The organism is Streptomyces sp. NBC_01268 (genome assembly GCF_036240795.1).
In the GTDB taxonomy this organism is placed as follows: Bacteria; Actinomycetota; Actinomycetes; order Streptomycetales; family Streptomycetaceae; genus Streptomyces.
The window spans coordinates 4383312-4400821 of sequence record NZ_CP108454.1; the positions used below are offsets into that span (position 1 = coordinate 4383312).

The 17510-nt window shown below is 71.6% G+C and carries 19 protein-coding genes; 6 read left to right on the forward strand and 13 right to left on the reverse strand.

Annotation, left to right across the window (positions count from 1 at the left end):
* Positions 1-144: 144 nt before the first annotated feature.
* Both OG309_RS19550 and OG309_RS19555 read left to right on the forward strand, forming a co-directional pair.
* Positions 145-1170: a C40 family peptidase gene (locus tag OG309_RS19550; protein WP_402544581.1), complete on the forward strand. Its 1026-nt coding sequence runs from the start codon at positions 145-147 to the stop codon at positions 1168-1170.
* Between the two features lie 197 nt (positions 1171-1367).
* The gene (locus OG309_RS19555; RefSeq protein WP_329422557.1) at positions 1368-2078 is read left to right on the forward strand and encodes a phosphatase PAP2 family protein; all 711 of its coding nucleotides are present in this window, start codon (positions 1368-1370) and stop codon (positions 2076-2078) included.
* 7 nt (positions 2079-2085) lie between these two features.
* Here OG309_RS19555 and OG309_RS19560 read toward each other — a convergent pair whose 3' ends face one another.
* The gene (locus OG309_RS19560; protein ID WP_329428758.1) at positions 2086-2223 is read right to left on the reverse strand and encodes a hypothetical protein; all 138 of its coding nucleotides are present in this window, start codon (positions 2221-2223) and stop codon (positions 2086-2088) included.
* 100 nt (positions 2224-2323) lie between these two features.
* On the opposite strand from OG309_RS19560, the gene OG309_RS19565 reads away from it, so the two are divergent.
* Positions 2324-3142, forward strand: a complete 819-nt coding sequence (locus tag OG309_RS19565) for a hypothetical protein (RefSeq protein ID WP_329422559.1) — start codon at positions 2324-2326, stop codon at positions 3140-3142.
* A 113-nt stretch (positions 3143-3255) separates the two neighbouring features.
* Positions 3256-3474, forward strand: a complete 219-nt coding sequence (locus OG309_RS19570; RefSeq protein ID WP_402544579.1) for a hypothetical protein — start codon at positions 3256-3258, stop codon at positions 3472-3474.
* A 123-nt stretch (positions 3475-3597) separates the two neighbouring features.
* Here the strand turns inward: OG309_RS19570 and OG309_RS19575 are convergent, their stop codons facing one another.
* Complete coding sequence (locus OG309_RS19575; RefSeq protein WP_329422562.1) at positions 3598-3984, reverse strand: metal-sensitive transcriptional regulator; 387 nt, start codon at positions 3982-3984, stop codon at positions 3598-3600.
* Between the two features lie 193 nt (positions 3985-4177).
* On the opposite strand from OG309_RS19575, the gene OG309_RS19580 reads away from it, so the two are divergent.
* Together OG309_RS19580 and OG309_RS19585 are read left to right on the forward strand one after the other, a co-directional pair.
* Positions 4178-4798, forward strand: coding sequence for a DUF47 domain-containing protein (locus tag OG309_RS19580; RefSeq protein WP_132911618.1), 621 nt, complete (start codon positions 4178-4180; stop codon positions 4796-4798).
* 5 nt (positions 4799-4803) lie between these two features.
* On the forward strand, positions 4804-5802 hold the full coding sequence (locus tag OG309_RS19585; RefSeq protein ID WP_329422565.1) for an inorganic phosphate transporter: 999 nt from the start codon (positions 4804-4806) through the stop codon (positions 5800-5802).
* Between the two features lie 305 nt (positions 5803-6107).
* Here OG309_RS19585 and pstB read toward each other — a convergent pair whose 3' ends face one another.
* The 11 genes from pstB to mshD all read right to left on the reverse strand — a co-directional run bounded on the left by pstB (position 6108) and on the right by mshD (position 17509).
* A complete protein-coding gene (gene pstB / locus OG309_RS19590) occupies positions 6108-6884 on the reverse strand; it encodes a phosphate ABC transporter ATP-binding protein PstB (protein WP_046908553.1) in 777 nt (258 codons plus the stop codon).
* Positions 6885-6911: 27 nt separating this feature from the next.
* A complete protein-coding gene (pstA, locus tag OG309_RS19595; RefSeq protein ID WP_329422566.1) occupies positions 6912-7985 on the reverse strand; it encodes a phosphate ABC transporter permease PstA in 1074 nt (357 codons plus the stop codon).
* A complete protein-coding gene (gene pstC / locus OG309_RS19600) occupies positions 7982-8965 on the reverse strand; it encodes a phosphate ABC transporter permease subunit PstC (protein ID WP_329422567.1) in 984 nt (327 codons plus the stop codon). The genes pstA and pstC overlap by 4 nt, the downstream gene beginning before the upstream one ends.
* Before the next feature lie 115 nt (positions 8966-9080).
* Complete coding sequence (pstS, locus tag OG309_RS19605) at positions 9081-10214, reverse strand: phosphate ABC transporter substrate-binding protein PstS (protein WP_329422569.1); 1134 nt, start codon at positions 10212-10214, stop codon at positions 9081-9083.
* A 196-nt stretch (positions 10215-10410) separates the two neighbouring features.
* Complete coding sequence (locus tag OG309_RS19610; RefSeq protein WP_329422571.1) at positions 10411-10809, reverse strand: NUDIX hydrolase; 399 nt, start codon at positions 10807-10809, stop codon at positions 10411-10413.
* A complete protein-coding gene (locus OG309_RS19615; protein WP_329422573.1) occupies positions 10806-11801 on the reverse strand; it encodes a CHAD domain-containing protein in 996 nt (331 codons plus the stop codon). Before OG309_RS19615 ends, OG309_RS19610 begins: the two co-directional genes overlap by 4 nt.
* Positions 11788-14049, reverse strand: coding sequence for an RNA degradosome polyphosphate kinase (locus OG309_RS19620; protein ID WP_329422575.1), 2262 nt, complete (start codon positions 14047-14049; stop codon positions 11788-11790). Before OG309_RS19620 ends, OG309_RS19615 begins: the two co-directional genes overlap by 14 nt.
* Positions 14050-14281: 232 nt before the next feature.
* The gene (locus OG309_RS19625) at positions 14282-15232 is read right to left on the reverse strand and encodes an ABC transporter permease (RefSeq protein ID WP_329422577.1); all 951 of its coding nucleotides are present in this window, start codon (positions 15230-15232) and stop codon (positions 14282-14284) included.
* A complete protein-coding gene (locus OG309_RS19630) occupies positions 15229-16068 on the reverse strand; it encodes an ABC transporter ATP-binding protein (RefSeq protein WP_329422579.1) in 840 nt (279 codons plus the stop codon). Before OG309_RS19630 ends, OG309_RS19625 begins: the two co-directional genes overlap by 4 nt.
* Positions 16065-16451, reverse strand: coding sequence for a GntR family transcriptional regulator (locus OG309_RS19635; RefSeq protein WP_402544597.1), 387 nt, complete (start codon positions 16449-16451; stop codon positions 16065-16067). Before OG309_RS19635 ends, OG309_RS19630 begins: the two co-directional genes overlap by 4 nt.
* A gap of 131 nt (positions 16452-16582) precedes the next feature.
* Positions 16583-17509, reverse strand: a complete 927-nt coding sequence (gene mshD, locus OG309_RS19640; RefSeq protein WP_329422582.1) for a mycothiol synthase — start codon at positions 17507-17509, stop codon at positions 16583-16585.
* Between the last annotated feature and the right edge of the window lies 1 nt (position 17510).

The window sequence follows — 17510 nt, forward strand, 5'->3', positions numbered from 1 at the left end:
GGTGACTCCGGGCAATGATTGTCGTTGTGGCACCTTTGGGGCCGCGTCGGAAGGCGTCGGGGCCGCCGGAGGGGCCGGAGTGAGGGGGTCGCGCCTAGACTGGCGCGGCGGGGCGTACTGCCAGGATCCGAGGGGTGGTTGACGGTGCGTAAGGCGCGCGGAGCGTGGCTGGTGGCCGGTGGGGCGTTCGGTGTCTGCCTCAGCTTTGTCGCCCTGATCGTCGTCGGGACGTACTCCGCCGCCGCCGGGCTCGTCGGCGGGGCCGGGAACGGCAGGAACGGGACGGTGGCCCTTGCGAAGGGGGCCGTGCCGGCCGCGTACCAGGGTCTGGTGCAGAAGTGGGGCAACCTCTGTCCCGCCATCAACCCCGCGCTGCTCGCCGCGCAGCTCTACCAGGAGAGCGGCTGGAATCCGACCATCGTCTCGCCCGCGAACGCCCGGGGCATCGCCCAGTTCATCCCCGGCACCTGGGCCGGCCACGGCATCGACGGGGACGGGGACGGCGACCGGGACGTGTGGGACCCGGCGGACGCGATCCCGTCGGCCGCCTCGTACGACTGCGAGCTCGCCGGGTACGTGAAGGACGTGCCGGGGGACCCCACGAACAACATGCTGGCCGCGTACAACGCCGGCGCCTACCGGGTCATCAGGTCCGGCGGGGTGCCGGGGATCAGCGAGACGCAGAACTACGTGCGGATCATCCGCTCGCTGGAGAAGAGCTTCGCCCGCCCGGTGGGCCGGGTCGATCCCTCGCGGCAGGCGGCCGGGGCGATCTACTACGCGCAGCAGAAGCTGGGCACGCCGTATCTGTGGGGCGGTACGGGCACGGCGGCGCAGAATGGCCGGTTCGACTGCTCGGGGCTGACCCAGGCCGCGTACCTGGAGGTCGGGATCGAGCTGCCGCGCGTGGCCAACGACCAGTACAACGCCGGGCCGCACCCCGGCCGTGACGAGCTGCTGCCGGGGGACCTGGTCTTCTTCTCCGACGACCTGACCAATTCGCGTGCCATCAGGCACGTCGGCATCTACGTGGGCGGCGGTTACATGATCGACGCCCCGCGGACCGGGGCGGTGATCCGCTTCGACCGGATCGACACGCCCGACTACTTCGGGGCGACCCGGGTGACGAAGGACGGGGCGGCCGCGCTGCCGACCGGACTGCCGCAGTAGCGCGGGGCGGCCGGGCCTGGCCGGAACTCGTCCGTCGGGCCGGGGCCCTGGGCTGCGACGACCCGTCACCTTTCGATAACGTCCTCATGATCTTGGGCGGAGAGCGGAACGCTGCCTTCGGGCGGATCGTTCTCCGATCCGACCACTCCGACCACGGGGGCTGGACACCACCCACACACAGCAAGGGGCCGCAGCAGATGGCTGGACTCGCCTCGGACGGTTCGAACCCCGATGTCAGCCTGCTCTACGACATCAACGGGCTGGCGAAGGCCGCCCCGCCGTGGTTCGACCGCGTCATGGGCTTCGTGGGCGAGTACGGCATCATGCTCGGCCTCGTCCTCGTCGCGCTCGGCTGCTGGTGGAGCGTCCGCCGCCGCGGCACCCCCGCCGACTCGGTCGCCGGGCTCGCCGCGCTGATCTGGGCCCCGCTCGCGGCCGGCGTCGCGCTGCTGGTGAACATCCCGATCCGCGGATTCGTCGAACGGCCCCGGCCGTTCAACGACCACCAGGGGCTTGAGGTCCTCGTCGACGGCAAGACCGACTACTCCTTCGTCAGCGACCACGCCACCATGGCGATGGCCGTCGCCGTCGGGATCTTCGTCGCCCACCGCAGGTTCGGCCTCGCCGCCATCGGCCTCGCGCTCACCGAGGCCTTCTGCCGGGTCTACATGGGCGTGCACTACCCGACCGACGTCGTCGGCGGCCTCGCCCTCGGCACCGCCGCCGCGCTGCTCCTCGCGCCGCCCGCGCTCGCCCTGCTCACCCCGGTCGTCTCCGCCGTCGCCCGCTCCCCGCGCGGTGCCCGCCTGGTCCGCTCGCGGCGCGCCGCCGAGCATCTGGCCGTGGCCGAAACCGTCGGCATGCCGGAGTCCCGGCTCGGATCGGGGGAACGGGACCTCGCCGCCTAGGGGGCCCTCAGGTCCTGGCGGACGCCAGGTGCTCCGTCGCGTCCGTACGGGCCCGCTCGCGTGATCTGCGGGCCGGGCCCGTCCAGCCGCAGCTGCACCGGGCCGTCGCGAACGAGCCGCGTTCCGTGGTCTCCGTGTGATGCACGCTCCCCACCGTACTGCGCGTGACGGGCCGCCCCGACCGTCGTTATCCGGACGGGTGGGACCCGGGCAGACAACGGAACGTCGTTGGGGGTTGGCAGGCGATGGTGGTGCGGAACGGACGCTCGGGCGGCGCATGGGCCGTCGCCGCGGCCCTGCTGGGAGCGGTGGCCGCCGGCGGCTGCGCGGCCCCGCGGGACGACGCCGAGCCGGGCGGCGATCCGGCCCAGACCGTGCGGGGCGCGGCCGAGGTCCTCGCCCGCGCCGGATCGTCCCGGACCAGCACCTCCATGGAGATGGCCTCCGGCGGCACCCGCGTCACCATCCGCGGCGAGGGCGGCTACGACTTCCGTCGCCGCACCGGCACCCTCCAGGTGATCCTCCCCAAGGACGCCGCGGGCGAGAGCGAGCACCGGCCCATCACGGAGCTCCTGGCACCCGGCGCGCTCTACATGAAGAACCGGGGCGCCGGCGTCCCGGCCGACAAGTGGGTGCGGGTCGACACCACCACCCTCGACGACGGCAACCTCGTCACCGGCGGCGCCACCGACCCGGCCGCCGCCGCCGAGCTCCTGCGCGGCGCCCGCACGGTGGCCTACCTGGGCGAGGTCGACCTGGCGGGGGTGAAGGTGCGCCACTACCGGGGCGTCGCCGACATCGCCGTGGCCGCCCGGCACGCCTCCCCGCAGGTCCGCGGGGCGCTCGCCGCCGCGGCGAAAGGGTTCACCACGGACACGGTGCCCTTCGACGCGTACCTGGACGGGGAGGGACTGCTGCGGAAGGTCCGCCACCAGTTCAGCTTCAGCAACCAGGGGCGCACGGTCGCGGTCGCGTCGACCACCCTGCTGTACGGGTTCGGCGCGCGGGTGACGGTGACGCTGCCGGACCACCAGGACATCTACGCCGGGAAGGTCAAGGTCTGACCGGCCTCCGCGCCGGGCCCCGCCGTGGCCATCGCCAAATGGTCCGGACGTGTCATGTGCGGTCCGTAGGGCGCTCCCTACGCTGGGAGACCGACGCCGGCAGGAAGAGGTGAATGCGCATGGCTCCGCCGCCCGCCACCGCGACCACGCTCAGCGATCCCGAGCGCATCGCCCTGGCCGAGATCGAACTGTGCGGTGAGCTGATCATCGCGGCCTCGGCGGCCGCCGAGGAGCGGCTGAGCGCCGACCGCATCGACGAGGTGCTCCGGGTCGGCGCCGGGGGTACGCACCAGCCACCGGGCGCACGCGGCGGGACGGGGCGGGCGCACTAGCAGCCCGGCCCTCGCCGCCCGCACCGCGCCACGCCCGCACCGAGCCACGCCCGCACCGCGCCGGATCGAGCCGGGTCGTGCACCGCATCGCATCGCGCCGGATCGAGCCGCGCACGCGCCGGCTCAGGTGCGCATCATGCGGGCGATGGCCTTGGTGGCCTCCTCGACCTTCGCCTCGATCTCGTCGCCGCCCTTGGTGGCGGCGTCCGCCACGCAGTGGCGCAGGTGCTCCTCCAGGAGCTGGAGCGCGAAGGACTGGAGGGCCTTCGTGGAGGCCGAGACCTGGGTGAGGATGTCGATGCAGTAGACGTCCTCGTCGACCATCCGCTGCAGCCCGCGGATCTGCCCCTCGATGCGGCGCAGCCGCTTGAGGTGCTCGTCCTTCTGCTTGTGGTAGCCGTGCACGCCGTGGTCGTGGTCCGTGCCGGCGGCGGCGCCGACCGAGGGGTCGCCTGCCGGGTCGGTGGTGGCGGCCTCGGGGGTGAGCTGGTCCGCCTCGGTGGTCGTCATCGCGTCCTCCCGTTGTCCAGAAAGGGTGGGTATACCCCTCGTGGGTATATGGTACCGATCCCCGCGGAAACCGTGCGGGCCCCGTGCAGATCACTGTGCCTGATGGAGGACACTGAAGGGACGCCGGTTAGCCGTGGCCGGATGATGCGCCTAGCATCAGCCTGACCGAAACCCAGCACCCCGAGGACCCCACGTGCGATTTCGTCTGACCCCCAGGGAGACGAGCTTCTATGACATGTTCGCCGCGTCCGCGGACAACATCGTCACGGGCGCCAAGCTCCTGATGGAACTGCTCGGAGCGGACGCCTCCGCCCGGGCCGAGATCGCGGAACGGATGCGGGCAGCGGAGCACGCCGGCGACGACGCGACCCACGCCATCTTCCACCAGCTGAACTCCTCGTTCATCACGCCGTTCGACCGCGAGGACATCTACAACCTCGCGTCGTCCCTCGACGACATCATGGACTTCATGGAGGAGGCCGTCGACCTGGTCGTCCTCTACAACGTCGAGGAACTTCCCAAGGGCGTCGAGCAGCAGATCGAGGTCCTGGCCCGGGCGGCCGAGCTGACCGCCGAGGCCATGCCGAACCTGCGGACCATGGCGAACCTCACCGAGTACTGGATCGAGGTCAACCGTCTGGAGAACCAGGCCGACCAGATCCACCGCAAGCTGCTCGCGACGCTCTTCAACGGCAAGTACGACGCCATCGAGGTGCTCAAGCTCAAGCAGATCGTCGACGTGCTGGAAGAGGCTGCCGACGCCTTCGAGCACGTGGCCAACACGGTGGAGACCATCGCGGTCAAGGAGTCCTGAGCTTCGTGGACACCTTCGCTCTGATCGTGACCATCGGCGTCGCGCTCGGCTTCACGTATACGAACGGCTTCCACGACTCCGCCAACGCCATCGCCACCTCGGTGTCGACCCGGGCGCTGACGCCCCGGGCCGCGCTCGCGATGGCCGCGGTCATGAACCTGGCGGGCGCGTTCCTCGGCAGCGGGGTCGCCAAGACCGTCAGCGAGGGCCTGATCGAGACGCCGCACGGCGACAAGGGGATGGGCATCCTCTTCGCCGCGCTGGTCGGCGCGATCATCTGGAACCTCGTCACCTGGTACTTCGGTCTGCCATCCTCCTCCTCGCACGCCCTCTTCGGCGGCATGGTGGGCGCGGCGCTCGCGGGCGGCACGGAGGTGATCTGGTCGGGCGTGCTCGACAAGGTCGTCATCCCGATGTTCGTCTCGCCGGTGGTCGGCCTCGTCGCCGGTTACCTGGTCATGTGCGTGATCCTGTGGCTCTTCCGCAAGGCCAACCCGCACAAGGCGAAGCGCGGCTTCCGCATCGCGCAGACCGTCTCGGCGGCCGGCATGGCCCTCGGTCACGGTCTGCAGGACGCGCAGAAGACCATGGGCATCGTGGTGATGGCCCTGGTCATCGCCGATGTGCAGCAGCAGGGCGACGACATCCCGGTCTGGGTGAAGATCGTCTGCGCCACGATGCTCTCGCTCGGCACCTACGCCGGCGGCTGGCGGATCATGCGGACCCTCGGCCGCAAGATCATCGAGCTGGACCCGCCGCAGGGCTTCGCCGCGGAGACCACCGGCGCCTCGATCATGTTCGGCTCGGCCTTCCTCTTCCACGCGCCGATCTCCACCACCCACGTCATCACCTCGGCGATCATGGGTGTGGGCGCCACCAAGCGCGTCAACGCGGTCCGCTGGGGCGTCGCCAAGAACATCGTCCTCGGCTGGTTCATCACCATGCCGGCGGCTGCTCTGGTGGCCGCGCTCAGCTACTACATCGTGGCGCTGTTCTTCGGCTGACGTGCGCCCCCGGCCGGCGCGCGGTGACGACCGGATACTGCTGGGGGTCCGGGGGTCGTCCCCCGGGGGATGCAGCATCACCATGCCGGCGGCTGCTCTGGTGGCCGCGCTCAGCTACTACATCGTGGCGCTGTTCTTCGGCTGACGTGCCGCGCACCACGTGGTTGGGCCCGGCTCCCCTGTGGGGGAGCCGGGCCCTTGTGCGTCATACGGCGGCACCGCCATGCAGCGCCGTACGACGGTCCTCGGTCCGGTCCGGACGCGCGGTCCGGACCGGGTCGCCCGGGAGCTCGCGCCCCCGGCGTCTATCCGAAGCGGCCGGAGATGTAGTCCTCGGTCGCCTGGACGCTCGGGTTGGAGAAGATGCGCTCGGTGTCGTCCAGCTCGATCAGCTTGCCGGGCTGGCCCACGGCCGCCAGGTTGAAGAAGGCCGTACGGTCCGAGACGCGGGCGGCCTGCTGCATGTTGTGCGTCACGATGACGATCGTGAAGCGCTCCTTGAGCTCACCGATGAGGTCCTCGATCGCCAGCGTCGAGATCGGGTCGAGCGCCGAGCAGGGCTCGTCCATCAGCAGGACGTCGGGCTCGACCGCGATGGCGCGGGCGATGCACAGGCGCTGCTGCTGGCCGCCGGAGAGGCCGGAGCCCGGCTTGTTGAGGCGGTCCTTGACCTCGTTCCACAGGTTGGCGCCCTTGAGGGAGCGCTCCACGATGTCGGCGAGCTCGGACTTCTTGTAGCTGCCGTTGAGGCGCAGGCCCGCCGCCACGTTGTCGAAGATCGACATGGTGGGGAAGGGGTTGGGGCGCTGGAAGACCATGCCGACCGTGCGGCGCACCGCGACCGGGTCGACGTTGGTGCCGTACAGGTTCTCGTCGTCCAGCATCACCTTGCCCTCGACGCGGCCGCCGGGGGTGACCTCGTGCATGCGGTTCAGGGTGCGCAGGAAGGTGGACTTGCCGCAGCCGGACGGGCCGATGAAGGCCGTCACGGAGCGCGGCTCGACGGTCATGGAGATGTCGTCGATCGCCTTGTGGTTGCCGTAGTAGGCGGAGAGGCCGCTGACGTCGATTCGCTTGGCCATATCAGTTCACTTCCAGGGTAGCCGCGGTCAGCGGCCGGTCTTGGGGGCCTTCCAGCGGGCGATGCCGCGGGCCACCATGTTGAGGATCATGACGAAGGCGATCAGGACGAGCGCGGCGGCCCAGGCGCGGGCCACGGCGGCGTCGGTGCCGACCGCGTACTGCTCGTACACGTAGAGCGGCAGCGAGGACTGGGCGCCTTCGAAGGGGTTCGGGTTGATGAGCTTCGTACCGAACACGAGGAGCAGCACGGGGGCCGTCTCACCGGTGATGCGGGCGACCGCGAGCATGACGCCCGTGGTGATGCCGCCGATCGCGGTGGGCAGGACCACCTTCAGGATCGTGCGCCACTTGGGGACGCCGAGGGCGAGGGAGGCCTCGCGCAGCTCGTTGGGGACCAGCTTCAGCATCTCTTCGGTGGAGCGGACGACGACCGGCATCATCAGGATCGCGAGGGCCATCGCGCCGGCGAACCCGGAGGGCCCGAAGCCCAGCATCAGGTTCCAGGTGGCGAGGATGAACAGACCCGCGACGATCGAGGGGATGCCCGTCATGACGTCGACGAAGAAGGTGACGGCCTGGGCCAGCTTCCCGCCGCCGTACTCGACGAGGTAGACCGCGGTCAGCAGCCCGATGGGCGCGGCGATCAGCGTCGCGATGGCGACCTGCTCGATGGTGCCGAGCAGCGCGTGGTAGAGACCGCCGCCCGCCTCGGCGTCGAGGACGCCGTTCATCGAGTGGCTCAGGAAGTACGGGTCGAGGACTTCCAGGCCCTTGCTGACGGTGACCCAGCCGAGCGAGAGCAGCGGGATCACGGCGAGGACGAAGCAGACCCAGACGAGGCTGGTCGCGACGCGGTCCTTGGCCTGGCGGGAGCCCTCCACCTTGGTGGTGATCCCGTAGGTGGCGAGGACGAAGAGCAGTCCGGCGATCAGGCCCCACTGGACCTTGCTGTGCCAGCCGGCGGCGAGGCCGATGCCGCAGCCCGCGGCGATCGAGCCGACGGCGACGGCGGCGGGGGTCCAGCGCGGGAGCCGGGCGTGGGAGAGGGAACGGCGCGGGCCGACCGCGGCGACCGGACGTTCCTGTATGGCGTGGCTCATGCGTTCGCCCCCGAGTACTCCTTGCGGCGCGCGATGATCATGCGGGCGGCGCCGTTGACCAGCAGGGTGATGACGAAGAGGACGAGACCCGAGGCGATCAGGGCGTCCCGGCCGAACTCGTTGGCCTCGTTGAACTTCGCGGCGATGTTCTGCGCGAAGGTGCCGCCGCCCGGGTCGAGCAGGTGGCCCGAGAGGACGAAGCTGGGGGAGAGGACGACGGCCACGGCCATCGTCTCGCCGAGGGCGCGGCCGAGGCCGAGCATCGAGGCGGAGATGATGCCGGAGCGGCCGAAGGGCAGCACCGACATGCGGATGACCTCCCAGCGCGTGGCGCCGAGGGCGAGCGCGGCCTCCTCGTGCATCCGCGGGACCTGGAGGAAGACCTCGCGGGTCACGTTGGTGATGATCGGGAGGATCATGATCGCCAGCAGGATGCCGACGGTGAACATGTTGCGGGCGACGCCGTCGCTGGACTTGTCGAAGATGTAGGTCCAGCCCAGGTACTGGTCGAGCCACTGGTTCAGGCCGTCCAGGTACGGGACGAGGAAGATCGCGCCCCAGAGGCCGTAGATGATGCTGGGGACGGCGGCGAGCAGGTCGACCACGTACGCGAGCGGCTTGGCCAGCTTGCGCGGGGCGTAGTGCGAGATGAAGAGCGCGATGCCGATCGCGACCGGCACGGCGATCGCCATGGCGATCACCGAGGACACGACCGTGCCGAAGGCGAGGACCGCGATGCCGAAGACCGGCGGGTTCGCGGAGGGGTTCCACTCGAAGGTCGTGAAGAAGTTGGTGCTGTCCTGCGAGATCGCGAGGACGGCGCGGTACGTGAGGAAGACCGCGATCGCGGCCATGATCACGAGGAGGGTGATGCCGGAGCCGCGGGACAGACCGCTGAAGACGCGGTCCCCGGCGCGGCCCACGCTCTTGGCGCGGCGGCTGCTCCGTATGTCAGGTGTGTCGGGTGATGTGGTGGCCATCTGCTTCTCCGGTCTGCGGGGCCGGTACGGGGGGCGTACGGGCTCCTGGCGGCGGTGCACCGGATGCCGGGGCCGGCCCCTCCACGGGAGGTGAGGGGCCGGACCCGGCCGGGGGTCAGGACAGGGTGGGGACGATCTCGCGGACCTTGGCCGCGATCTCGGCCGGGAGCGGGGCGTAGCCGGCGTCGGAGAGGACCTTCTGGCCCTCCTCGCTGGCGGTGTAGTTCAGGAACGCCTTCAGGGTCGGCAGGGTCTCCGCCTTGTTGCCCTTGTCGCAGGCGATCTCGTACGTGACCAGGGTGAGCGGGTAGGCGCCCTCGGCCTTGGTCGTGTAGTCGAGGGAGAGGGCCAGGTCGCTGCCGGTGCCCTTGACCTTGGCGGCGGCGATGGCCTTGGAGGCGTTCTCCGTGGTGGCCGCGACCGGGGCCGCGGCGCCGGTGTTGATGCTGACCGTGGAGATCTTGTTGGCGGTGGCGTAGGAGAGCTCGAAGTAGCCGATGGAGCCCTCGGCGTCCTTGACCGCGGTGGCGACACCGGAGGAGCCGTTGGCGGCCTGGCCGCCCGGGGCGGGCCACGACTTCGTCTTCGGGTCGTACTTCCAGTCGGCCTTCGCGGTGGCCGAGAGGTACTTGCCCAGGTTCTGGGTGGTGCCCGACTCGTCCGAGCGGTGGAAGGCCTGGATGGTGGAGTCCGGCAGCTTGGCGCTCGGGTTCAGCTTGGCGATCGCCGGGTCGTTCCACTTGGTGATCTTCGTGTCGAAGATCTTGGCCAGGGTGGGGGCGTCCAGGACGAGGTTGTCCACGCCGTCCAGCTTGTAGCCGATGGCGATGGGGCCGCCGACCATCGGCAGGTTGATGCCCTTGCCGCCCTTGCAGATCTTCTGCGACTCGGCGACCTCTTCGTCCTTGAGGGCGGAGTCGGAACCGGCGAAGGTGACCTGGCCCTGGTTGAACTTGGTGATGCCACCACCCGAGCCGATGGCCTGGTAGTTGACCTCGACGCCCGAGCAGGCGGCCTGGAAGTTCTTGACCCACAGGTCCATCGCGTTCTTCTGCGCGCTGGAGCCGGCGGCCAGGAGCTGGCCCTTCGCGCCGTCGCACTTGACGTTCGACGCGGCGGCGGAGGTCTTGCCACCATCCTTGGTGGGCTCGTTGTTGTTGTCCGAACCACACGCCGAGAGAACGAGCGCGCCGGAGACGACGAGGGCACCGATCGCGGAGGCGCGAAGCCCGTTTCGCGAAAGCTTCACTTTCGGGTGTTCCTTCCAGAAGCCGCCTGCCGTGGACCTTGCTGTCCTGGACGTTGTACGGCGGCGCGTGTCGGGGTGGTGGGTGCGGCACTGTGCTGTGCACCTTGTACGGCCGAAATTAGGCAGAACAGGTGAAGCGGTCGACGGGGGAGGGTGAACGGGAAGTGAACCGTGCCGGAAGGTGAGGTGCGGACCGTTACCTGGTCGTTGTCGCCAGGAGCGCGTCGAGGAGTTCGCGGTCGCGGGGCTGGGTGAGCCGGGCCCGGGCGGCGGCGGGGGCGAGCCAGGCGAGGGCGTCGACCTCCCGGGAGGCCGCGAAGGCGCCGTCGAGGGCGCGCGCGGCCCAGTAGCTGACCTCTTTCGGCTCCCCGTTCACCGGGTAGCGGAGGGTGGGGAGGCGGGCGCCCAGCTCGCAGGCGTGGCCCGTCTCCTCCCGTACCTCGCGCAGGGCGCAGGCGGAGAGCGTCTCGCCGTGCTTCAGCTTGCCCTTCGGATGGGACCAGTCGCCGTATTTCGGTCGGTGGACCACGGCGATCTCGACCCCGCGCCCCGATGCCGCCGGGCGCCAGAGGACGCAGCCCGCGGCGAGGATCACGGGACGCCCGCCGTGGTGCGGGACCAGGCGCGCTGGAAGGCGAAGCGGGAGGCTTCGACGTCGTGGCGCTGGTCGGCGTGGAGGACGCCCAGGGCGTAGGCGGTGGCCGGGGCGATGCGGGGGGTGCGGGCGGCGGTGGCGGCGGCCGCGGCGGCTTCGGCGGCGTCGCGGTGGCGGTCGAGGGCGCGGCCGGCTTCGTAGAGGTCCGGGTCGGGTTCGGCGCCGGCGTTCAGGACCTCGCCGGCGTAGCGGTGCAGGCGGAGCAGGGCGCGGGTGTGGTGCCAGGGCGCGTCCTGGTTCTCGCCGGCGGCCAGGGCGAGGGCCTCGGCGTTGTACGGGTGGGCCGCGCGGGTCAGCGGGAGGGCGGCGACCGCGTCGAGGAGGCGGTGTTCGACGCCCACGGCGGGGGCGTCGAGGACCTCCAGGGCGGGGGCGGCGCCGGCCGGGCCGAGGGGGACCTCGGAGGCGAGCAGGGCGACGCAGTCCGCGACGGCGTGGAAGCGGGAGGAGCCGAGTGCCTGCAGGGCGGCGGAGTGGGCGCGGGTGCGGGCGAGGGTGAGCTGGCGTTCGAGGAGGGCGCCGGCGCGGGCGGCGCCGACGGTGAGGCCGGGGCCGGTGCTCTCCGTGCGGCGCGCCGCGGGGACCGTCAGGCCGGCGCCGCCGCTCGACAGGCGGGACAGGGCGTCCACCAGCCGGACCAGGCGGGAGGTGCAGGCGTGCTCCAGGGCCAGGGTGCCGGAGAGCCAGGCGAGCTCGGTGCGGAGCTGGTCGGCCCAGGCGGTGTCCAGGAGCGGCCGGAAGGTGTGCAGGGTCCCGCTGATGCGGCGGGCGGCGGCCCGTAGCGTCCGGGTGGCCTCCTCGGCGCCCGAGGTGTCGGCGCCGCTGTCGCCGTGCAGCCGCAGGCCGCGGAGGAAGTCCGCGGCCCGCGCGTGCAGATAGGGGGCGAGCACCTCGCCGGCCGAGACCTCGGAGGTGATGTCAGGGTTGTGCACGCCGGCGCCTCCGCGCGTCGATGAGCATCTCCTGGACGTGCCGCAGCGGCTGGCCTTCGGGATCGGTCGCGTGCCGCGTCCAGTTCCCGTCCGGGCCGAGGTGCCAGGAGGAGGTGGTGTCGGACATCCCGGTCTCCATGAGCCGGGTCAGTGCGGCCCGGTGGGCGGGGTCGGAGACCCGTACGAGGGCCTCGATCCGCCGGTCCAGGTTGCGGTGCATCATGTCGGCGCTGCCGAGCCAGACCTCGGGTTCGCCGCCGTTGGCGAAGGCGAAGACCCGGGAGTGCTCCAGGAAGCGCCCGAGGATCGAGCGGACCCGGATGTTGTCGGAGAGGCCTTCGACGCCGGGGCGCACGGCGCAGATGCCGCGGACCCAGATGTCGACGGGGACGCCGGCCTGGGAGGCCCGGTAGCAGGCGTCGATGACGGCCTCGTCGACGAGCGAGTTGACCTTGATCTTGACGTAGGCGGGCCGCCCGGCGCGGTGGTGGGCGACCTCCTTGTTGATCCGGGAGACCAGGCCGTCGCGGAGCGACTTGGGGGCGGTGAGCAGGCGCCGGTAGGTCTCGCGGCGGGAGTAGCCGGAGAGCCGGTTGAACAGGTCGGACAGGTCGGCACCGACCTGCGGGTCCGCGGTGAGCAGGCCGAGGTCCTCGTAGAGCCGGGCGGTCTTGGGGTGGTAGTTGCCGGTGCCGACGTGCGAGTAGCGGCGCAGCACCTCGCCCTCCTGGCGCACCACCAGGGACAGCTTGCAGTGGGTCTTCAGGCCGACCAGGCCGTAGACGACGTGGCAGCCGGACTCCTCCAGCTTGCGGGCCCACTTGATGTTGGCCTGCTCGTCGAAGCGGGCCTTGATCTCGACGAGGACGAGGACCTGCTTGCCGGCCTCGGCGGCGTCGATGAGGGCGTCGACTATCGGGGAGTCGCCGGAGGTGCGGTACAGCGTCTGCTTGATCGCGAGGACGTCCGGGTCGGCCGCCGCCTGCTCCAGGAAGGCCTGGACGGAGGTGGAGAAGGAGTCGTACGGGTGGTGCAGGAGCACGTCCCGTTCGCGGACCGCGGCGAAGATGTCGGGCGCGGAGGCGGACTCGACCTCGGCGAGGTCACGGTGGGTGCCGGCGACGAACTTGGGGTACTTCAGCTCGGGCCGGTCGAGGGAGGCGATGCCGAAGAGGCCGGTGAGGTCGAGCGGGCCGGGCAGCGGGTAGACCTCGGCGTCGGAGATCTTCAGCTCGCGTACGAGGAGGTCGAGGACGTAGGGGTCGATGGACTCCTCGACCTCCAGGCGCACCGGCGGTCCGAAGCGGCGGCGCATGAGCTCCTTCTCCAGGGCCTGGAGCAGGTTCTCGGCGTCGTCCTCCTCGACTTCGAGGTCCTCGTTGCGGGTCACCCGGAACATGTGGTGGGCGAGCACCTCCATGCCGGGGAAGAGCTCCTCCAGGTGGGCGGCGATGACGTCCTCCAGCGGGACGTACCGCTCGGGGGAGGCCTCCAGGAAGCGCGAGAGCAGCGGCGGGACCTTGACGCGGGCGAAGTGGCGGTGGCCGCTGACGGGGTTGCGGACGACGACCGCGAGGTTGAGGGAGAGCCCGGAGATGTACGGGAAGGGGTGGGCGGGGTCCACGGCCAGCGGGGTGAGGACGGGGAAGATCTGCTGCCGGAACAGGGTGAAGAGGCGGGCCTGCTCCTTCTCCGTGAGCTCGGGCCAGCGGATGAGGTGGATGCCCTCGTCGGCGAGGGCCGGGGCGACGTCCTGCTGGTAGCAGGCGGCGTGCCGGGCCATGAGCTCGCGCGAGCGGGTCCAGATGAGGTCGAGCACCTCGCGGGGCTGCAGGCCGGAGGCGGAGCGGGTGGCGACTCCGGTGGCGATGCGGCGCTTGAGGCCGGCGACGCGGACCATGAAGAACTCGTCGAGGTTCGACGCGAAGATCGCGAGGAAGTTCGCCCGTTCGAGGAGGGGCGTGTGGGGGTCCTCGGCGAGTTCGAGCACCCGCTCGTTGAACGCGAGCCAGCTGCGCTCCCGGTCGAGGAAGCGGCCCTGGGGGAGTTCCCCGGCGCTGTCGTCGTCCTCGTACGTGTCGAGGTCGGCGTCCAGATCGGGTTCGAGGTCGCTGGTGGCCGCGCCATTGACGGCGTGCGGCCGGTGAGCGGCTATGGATCCCAGGGAGGGCTGGGGGGATTTCGCGGACGCCTTCGAGGACGCCTTCGCGGACGGCTGGACCGGGACCTCGGCGGGCTGCTGGCTCATGGTCCCATTCTTCCGCGCGAAGGGCTGGTGGGGCGCGTCGGAGCGGGCCGTGGGGGAGGGAAGTCTCCCCTTGGGAAGAGCGGGCACGGAGCGCTTCATTGCGTGAGCGTCGCAAGCGCGTCTGAATGGCCGGTAACGAGGACGTGTCCTCCCGGAATCGGGGGCGGGGCCGCATGGACCCCGCCACCTGCGTTTCTGTCGGCGCCGGGCGCCGCTCGACCGGGGGTGCGCGCTACGGGTGCCGGGCGCGCAGGACGCGGAAGGCCGCGAGGAGCGCGAGGGCGGCGAGGGCGAGGAGGATGCCGGTCTCGGCGAGCTGGGTGGGCCAGAAGTGGGACTGCGGGTGGTAGTCGAGGTACTGGCCGGTGACGTTCTTGGCGGCCCAGCACTCCTCGGGGGTGTCCCCCGGTCCGTAGCAGGACCACTGCTCGATGCGGTGCCCGTCGCGGGTGAGCAGGCCCGTGTCCATCATGAGTCCGCCGTCGGGGACGAGGAGCGGACCCGTGGCCCGGGAGACGGGGCCGGTGATCGTCTCGACGCCGAGCAGGCTCCAGCGCAGGCTGCCGAGGACGAACATGACCAGGCCCACGACGAGGCCGGTGACGGACATCGCGAGGAGGGTGCGCCGGACGAGCTGGCCGACCAGGGTGCCGACGGCGACGGCGGCGAGGACGTAGCCGACGAGCACGATCCCGGTGCCCTCGTACGTTCCCCGGTCGCCCCAGCCGGACGGGTACGTGCCCGAGACGTGGCCCCAGCCGAGCCGGTAGACGCCGATGAGGGCGAGGGCGGCCGCCACGGCGACGACGCCGGCGGTGACGACCTTGGCGCGCAGCCAGGCCGCCGGGGTGACGGACTGGGTGAGGGCGAGCCGGTACGTGCCGGACTCGAACTCGCGGGCCACCAGGGGGCCGGCCACGAAGGCGCCGGCGAGCAGGGGAAGCAGGAGCAGGCACGTGCCCGCGTACTCGACGGCGAGGCGCAGCACCTCGTAGGCGTGGCTCTCGTCGGACGGGGCCCAGGAGCCGTCCGGGAGGAGGACGTCGGGGTGCTGGGCGGCCCAGATCCGCAGGCCGCCGATGACGGCGAGGGAGAAGGCGACGGCGCCGGCCACCAGCCAGAGCGTGCGCCGGTACTGGCGGACCGTCACCCAGGACGACCCCTTCAGGGCGAGAGTGCTCACGCGGCGGCTCCTTCGACGGTGCGGAGGTGGGCGAGGAGGAGGTCCTCCAGGGTGGGCTCGGCGGCCTCCCACCGGCCGTCGAGGGGGCCCTCGCGGCGGACCAGGGCGGTGAGCTGACGGCCCGTCGTGCGGGTGTCGACCACGGTGTGCGGGGCGAGGTCGGCGACGGGACCGGTGAGCAGGGTGTGCTCCGCGAGCAGGTCGTCGACGTCGCCGGCGAGGCGGATGCGGCCGCCGGCGAGCAGCAGGAGGTGGTCGCAGGTGCCCTCCAGCTCGGTGAGGATGTGCGAGGACATGACGACGGTGGTGCCGCGTTCGGCGGCGTCGGCCATGAGCAGGCCCATCAGCCGGTGCCGGGCGAGCGGGTCGAGGTCGGCCATCGGCTCGTCCAGGAGGAGCAGTTCGGGGCGCTTGCCGAGGGCGAGCGCGAGGGCGACGCGGGTGCGCTGCCCGCCGGAGAGCTCGCGGACGAGGGCGCGCGGGTCGAGCTCGTCGGCGAGGACCTCGCGGGCGGCGGTCCCGTCCCAGCGGCCGGGGTTGAGCTCGCGGCCCATGCGCAGGGTGTCGGCGACGGTGAGCCGGGGGTGCAGCGGCTTGTCCTGGGCGACGTACGCCAGGCGCTCGCGGGGCGGCGCCGTGATCGTGCCCTCGGTCGGCCGGAGCAGGCCCGCGGCGAGGCCCAGGAGGCTGGACTTGCCGGCGCCGTTGGGGCCGACGAGGGCGCAGACGCGGCCGGCGGGAAGGGTGAGGGAGCAGTCGCGCAGGGCCCAGGGCCGGGCGCGTCCTCCGTACCGTATGCCGAGGCCGGCGGCCTCCAACGCCGTCGTGGTGCTCATGCGTCGTCCCCCTTGTAGAACGTGTCCAGTACGGATGTGAAGAGCGCGGCGACGTCCTCGCGGCCGAGGCCTTCGGCGCGGGCCCGGCGGGTCCAGTCGGCGAGTTCGCCGCGCAGCGGCGAGTCGGCGGGGCCGGTGCCGAGGGTGGCGCGGACGAAGGTGCCGAGGCCGCGGCGGGCCTCGACGAGGCCCTCGCGTTCGAGCTCGCGGTAGGCCTTGAGGACCGTGTTGGGGTTGATGGCCGTGGCCTCGACGACCTCACGTGCGGTGGGCAGGCGGTCGCCGGGTTCCAGGAGGCCCATGCGCAGGGCCTGTTTGGTCTGCTGGACGATCTGGAGGTACGTGGCGACGCCGCTGCGCCGGTCGATGCGGTAGGCGAGCACGGGCTCTTCCACCACCCTTTCACTAATCAAGTAGTGAAAGGGTGGTGCAAAGAAGGGGGCGGTGTCAACCGCCCCCTTCTGGGAAGGAGTTCAGGACCCCGTGTCGGGGTTCAGGACCCCGTGCCGGGGTCTCAGGACTCCGTGCGGTACATCAGGTCCACCTCGTGGGTCCGGAAGCCGAGGCGCTCGTAGACCGTCACCGCCGCCGTGTTGTCGGCGTCCACGTACAGCATCGCCGTGGGCAGGGTCTGGGCCGCGAGGTGCCGCAGGCCGGTCGCGGTCAGGGCCTTGCCCAGGCCGCCGCCCTGCGCGTCGGGCAGGACGCCGACGACGTACACCTCGCCCAGCTGCTCCTCCGCGTGGACCTTGGTCCAGTGGAAGCCGACCAGCCGCCCGTCCTTCTCCGCGAGGAAGAAGCCCTTCGGGTCGAACCAGGGCTCCGCCATCCGGTCGTCCAGGTCCCGCTGGGTCAGCGAGCCCTGTTCGGGGTGGTGGGCGAAGGCGGCCGCGTTGACCGCGAGCCAGGCCGCGTCGTCCTGGCCGGGCACGAACGTGCGGACGGTGACGCCCTCGGGCAGCACCGGCTCCGGGATGTCCAGCGGCACCAGCGGACGGCGCAGCTGGCGCAGTTCGCGGAACAGCGTCAGGCCGAGGACCTGCGCGAGGTGGCGGGCCGCCGACTTGCCGCCGTGCGCCCACACCCGCAGCCGCTTGCCGGAGGCGTCGAGCAGGGCGCTGCCCAGGGCCCGGCCGTGGCCGCGGCCGCGGTGCGAGGGGTGCACGACCAGCTCGGCCGCGGGGGCCTCGACCGGGTCGGTCTCCTCCAACTGGGCGTAGCCGTACAGCCTGGGGCCGACCGTGAGGAGGAAGTGGCGGACGCCCTCGCGGCGCCCGTGGCGCAGGTAGAGCCGGCCCTGCTCGGACACGGCGTGCATGCCGTCGGCGCGGTCGGCGGCTTCCAGGAGGTCGAGGACCGCCGTGACCTGCTCGGGGTTCAGTTCTTCGTAACTGTTGATCTGCCGTCCCGGTTCAAGGGCCGGCGCCGCGTCGGAAGTCATG

Excerpts from the sequence above, each read along its gene's own strand:
- pstB (WP_046908553.1), bottom strand. The coding sequence starts at position 6,884 with ATGGCCAAGCGAATCGACGTCAGCGGCCTCTCCGCCTACTACGGCAAC.
- OG309_RS19575 (WP_329422562.1), bottom strand. The coding sequence starts at position 3,984 with ATGACGACCACCGAGGCGGACCAGCTCACCCCCGAGGCCGCCACCACC.
- pstC (WP_329422567.1), bottom strand. The coding sequence starts at position 8,965 with ATGGCCACCACATCACCCGACACACCTGACATACGGAGCAGCCGCCGC.
- OG309_RS19570 (WP_402544579.1), top strand. The coding sequence starts at position 3,256 with ATGCGCATGGCTCCGCCGCCCGCCACCGCGACCACGCTCAGCGATCCC.
- OG309_RS19555 (WP_329422557.1), top strand. The coding sequence starts at position 1,368 with ATGGCTGGACTCGCCTCGGACGGTTCGAACCCCGATGTCAGCCTGCTC.
- OG309_RS19630 (WP_329422579.1), bottom strand. The coding sequence starts at position 16,068 with ATGAGCACCACGACGGCGTTGGAGGCCGCCGGCCTCGGCATACGGTAC.
- OG309_RS19565 (WP_329422559.1), top strand. The coding sequence starts at position 2,324 with ATGGTGGTGCGGAACGGACGCTCGGGCGGCGCATGGGCCGTCGCCGCG.
- pstA (WP_329422566.1), bottom strand. The coding sequence starts at position 7,985 with ATGAGCCACGCCATACAGGAACGTCCGGTCGCCGCGGTCGGCCCGCGC.
- OG309_RS19620 (WP_329422575.1), bottom strand. The coding sequence starts at position 14,049 with ATGAGCCAGCAGCCCGCCGAGGTCCCGGTCCAGCCGTCCGCGAAGGCG.
- mshD (WP_329422582.1), bottom strand. The coding sequence starts at position 17,509 with ATGACTTCCGACGCGGCGCCGGCCCTTGAACCGGGACGGCAGATCAAC.